Below are 3728 nucleotides of genomic sequence, written 5' to 3'. Positions count from 1 at the left end.
ACTAGAATAGTACACCTCTGCTTCTAAAACATGGTTAGAAATCGATTTGATTGTCCTGATTGATTTGTCCTATTTCTATTTTACTTTACTATGGAACTGTCCCATAAGGAGGGAGATTGGAAAATCTCCAGACTAGAGAAGTCAGCGACTTTCTCTGGGTCTTGTTCCTTAAAGCTCGTCATCTTTTTTTGAAGTGACCTTCATCTGCTTTAAAGCTGCCCATACTGAAGGGACAGCACAATCAAAATGTGCCGCAATTTCCCGTAAAAAAGCATCTGGATGAGCCTCTACAAAGGCTTTCAATTCCTCTAAAGGAATCTTTCGGTTTTTGACGACTCGCTTTTTCCTCTCTAAGTGTCCTTGTTCACCTCATTTCTTTTCCTAGCTGAAGAGAGTTCTGAGACCAAGATCAAAAACTTTGGCTGCCTCGGCAGGCCTGTGTTCTTTTTTGATGCCATCCAATGCTCCTTGTTTAAAATCAGTAGGCTAGGCCATGGCTTTCTGATAACCTGCTTGTTTAAAACTGAGCAGCTATAGTAAGTGGTCAAGGCTAGTCAAGTAGTCAGGAGAGGCAAGGAGCCGCTATCTTCTGTTCTATGGCAAGCAATCAGAATAGCTAGTGATATCACTGGCTGTTTCTCTTTTTTAGGCTCCTTGCATGTTGTCATCTTCAAATGATGCCAATGAAAAAGGCGCAACCCCTTACATTTTTTCTACTTATTTTGTCGAGGCTAGTGAAAAAGATAGAGTTATTTTGAAAAAATAATATTTATAGAAATTAAGGGTTGATTGAATCCTAAAGAATCAGAGCATAAGATGCCATGAGAATCAGTAAATCCTTAACAAATTCATAAAATAATGAAAAATATGGATAAAAAAACCGAATAAAATTCACGAAAATCGAAAAAAAGTTTTTTTTTTTTAGCAAAATATTAGCAAACAAAAAAGTTGCATATATCTTGGTAATTATGTATCATAGTAAAGTAAATCTATGCATAGAGGAAGTCTCCTTCTATAAGGAAGGAGGAGCCTCTCTTATGTAGAAAAATATAATCCTAAAGGAGATTTTAAGTAATGGACAAGAAAGTATCCATGAGTCGTTCTGAGCGCCTGCGTCGTGAGAAGGTCACGCGTTATTCTATTCGTAAATATAGCTTTGGTGCAGCCAGTGTGGCAGTAGCGGCTCTATTTATGTTTTTGGGGAACGGAGCAGTGTCAGCTGCTGAGAATGGCGCAGACTCACAAGGCGGAGCTGCTGTGGCAGCTAACCCTAACGGAGGGGGGGAGGCTGACCCAGGAGATGGAGCACCGTCTACTGGTGCAGAAAATGGAGAAGCAACAGCTGGGAATGAGGATTCTCGTGTGGAATCCACCGCTCCAACTTATGCCGGGACAACAAAAACAGAAAATGGGATCAGTTATACTGTAGAGTTCTCAGATGACGCCAAAAAAGAAGTCTATGTCTACAATAAAGAAGAAGCAGATGTTGGATTCCATATCACATCAAATGAGGATGATAAGGTTACGTATGTAGAGACAACTAAGGGTTCAAATCAAAAATTTACTTCAACATCAGACGCAACGATAGTAACTGATGGTTATGGTTATAATTTCAAAAAAATTACTACGGAGACACCTCTCCCTTTAACAGTAGCAATGACTGGTCAACCTAATGATGCTTTGATGAGAAATTCTGGCTATACTAAGAATCAGGAACAACACTTATCAATAGGGGAGCGTTATCTTCGTGTAACATCGAAAAAAAATAAGGTACTGTCTGCTGCAGGAAGTGGAGTTAATGCAATCGGATACTTTAAAGTTGTCCTTAAATCTCAAACCTACAAATATAGCATCCATGAACCAGCAACCAATGCTGATAAAATCAGTGTTACAGATATTGACAATTTAAGCGCTGCAGATATTGAAAAAATTAAAAATCAGCTTAAAGTTGAACACTCTAAAACTAGCCAGGATGCTAGACTAGAGTCTAAAAAAGGAACTGTTGTAGAACGTCGTGATTCAGTAGTGGATCGTGTTACAGTAGAGAATAGAAACGTCACTGTAATCTATAAAGACGGTTCAACAGATACGGTTCCAGTTGCTAATGTAGCACGCACAAATCAAAGACCGACAGTTGAGATTGACTATTCCGATCCAGCACCAACTAAAAAAGAAGTATTTGTGTATGGTGCAGAAGAAAACTCATTTGATATCAAGATCAAAGATGATGGTGGCAAGATTAAAAGTGCAGTTCTAAAAAAAGGAAGCAATCAATCTTTCAAAGATGCGGCAGATTCAACAGATAAAACAGACGTTGAATATGGTTTCAAAGCAGACAAAATTACTTCAGAGACAGTCGCAACAGAAGGTGAAGAAGCTATTATTCGTTATACAGGAACTCCAGCGCCAGGACCTGGTTTACCACAAAATAAGTTAGATGAGGTACTGAAAAAGGATGGAGTTGCTTTAGGAGTTCGTTTTGTAAATGCTATTGATCAGGATAATGTTGATGCTAGAGTAAACAGAGGAACTATTTCAGATCCAGCAGCATTTCGTGTAGTGCTCAAACCTCAGACTCAAAAATACGATATAAAAACTCCTGAGGAAGCTGACAAGGTTGTCGTTACCGATCCTGCAGCTGTAACGGAGGAAGAGTTTGAAAAAGTAAAAGAAAAAGTCAAGCTTGAATATTCTCAAAACAATCCAGATAGACGGTTAGAGTCTAAGCGCGGTCAAGAAGTAGAGAATCAAAATAGTAAGATTCAAACGATCGCAAAAGATGGAAATGATTTACTAGTAACCTATAGAGATGGATCTATAGACAGAAGACCACTAACAGAGTTTACGACCCTAAATAAACAACCTGCGATTGATGCAGTCAACAAGGCTGCAGAAGATAAGATTGCAGAAATTAATGCTATTGCAGATCCTAATACTACCGATGATGAAAAACAAGCAGCTATCGCTAAGGTAAATGCAGATAAAGAGAAAGCATTAGCAGCCATTAATGATCCTAATCTAACAACAAAAGCTGCCTTGGATCAAGCTCAAACTGAAGGGACAACCGCCATTGCAGCAGACAATCCAGTAGTAGCTAAAAAAGCTGAAGCCAAAGCGGCAATTGAAGCAGCTCGTAAGGCTAAAGAAGATGCTATTAATGCAGACAGAAATCTATCAGAAGCTGAAAAAACAGCCGCTATTGCTAAAGCCAACGCAGCAGCCCGGGCAGCAACTGAGAAAATCGATGCAGCGACGATAGATGCAGCTGTAGATGAAGCGCAAACAGAAGCCACTACAGCCATTTCTAAAGTAAACCCAATCGCTAAAGAGAATGCTAAGGCAGCAATTGCCAATGCCTTAACAGCTAAAAATGATGAGATTGATAAGCGCACAGACCTAAGTCAAGCAGAAAAAGACGCAGCTAAAGCAGAAGCCAAAAAATTAGCTGATGCAGAATTAGCTAAAATCAACGCTCAACCTGATAATGAAGATACAGAAGATGCAGCCCGAGCAACCCAAAAACTTGTGGACGCTGCAGAAGATAAAGGTGTAGCGGATGTTACTTCTGTGACTCCAGTAGCTAAAGCAGCTGCTAAACAAGCAGTGGCAGATGAATTAGCTGCTAAGAATAAGGAAATCGATGCTCGCCAAGATCTAACAGCTGAAGAAAAAGCGAAAGCTAAGGCAGAAGCTCAAGCAGCTGCTGACAAAGCGAACAAGGCTATCGA

General features: G+C 39.8%; 1 protein-coding gene. It reads left to right on the top strand.

Annotation, left to right across the window (positions count from 1 at the left end; all coding sequences use genetic code 11):
- Positions 1–1074 precede the first annotated feature (1074 nt).
- Positions 1075–3728, top strand: a 2654-nt coding sequence (locus tag HT699_RS05590; protein WP_172934164.1) for a DUF1542 domain-containing protein, incomplete at its 3' end; no start/stop codon positions are given.

The organism is Streptococcus sp. 1055 (assembly GCF_013276815.1).
Taxonomy (GTDB): domain Bacteria; phylum Bacillota; class Bacilli; order Lactobacillales; family Streptococcaceae; genus Streptococcus; species Streptococcus pseudopneumoniae.
The sequence above is the reverse complement of the archived record's forward strand: the minus strand, read 5'-3'. Positions and strand labels throughout refer to the sequence as shown.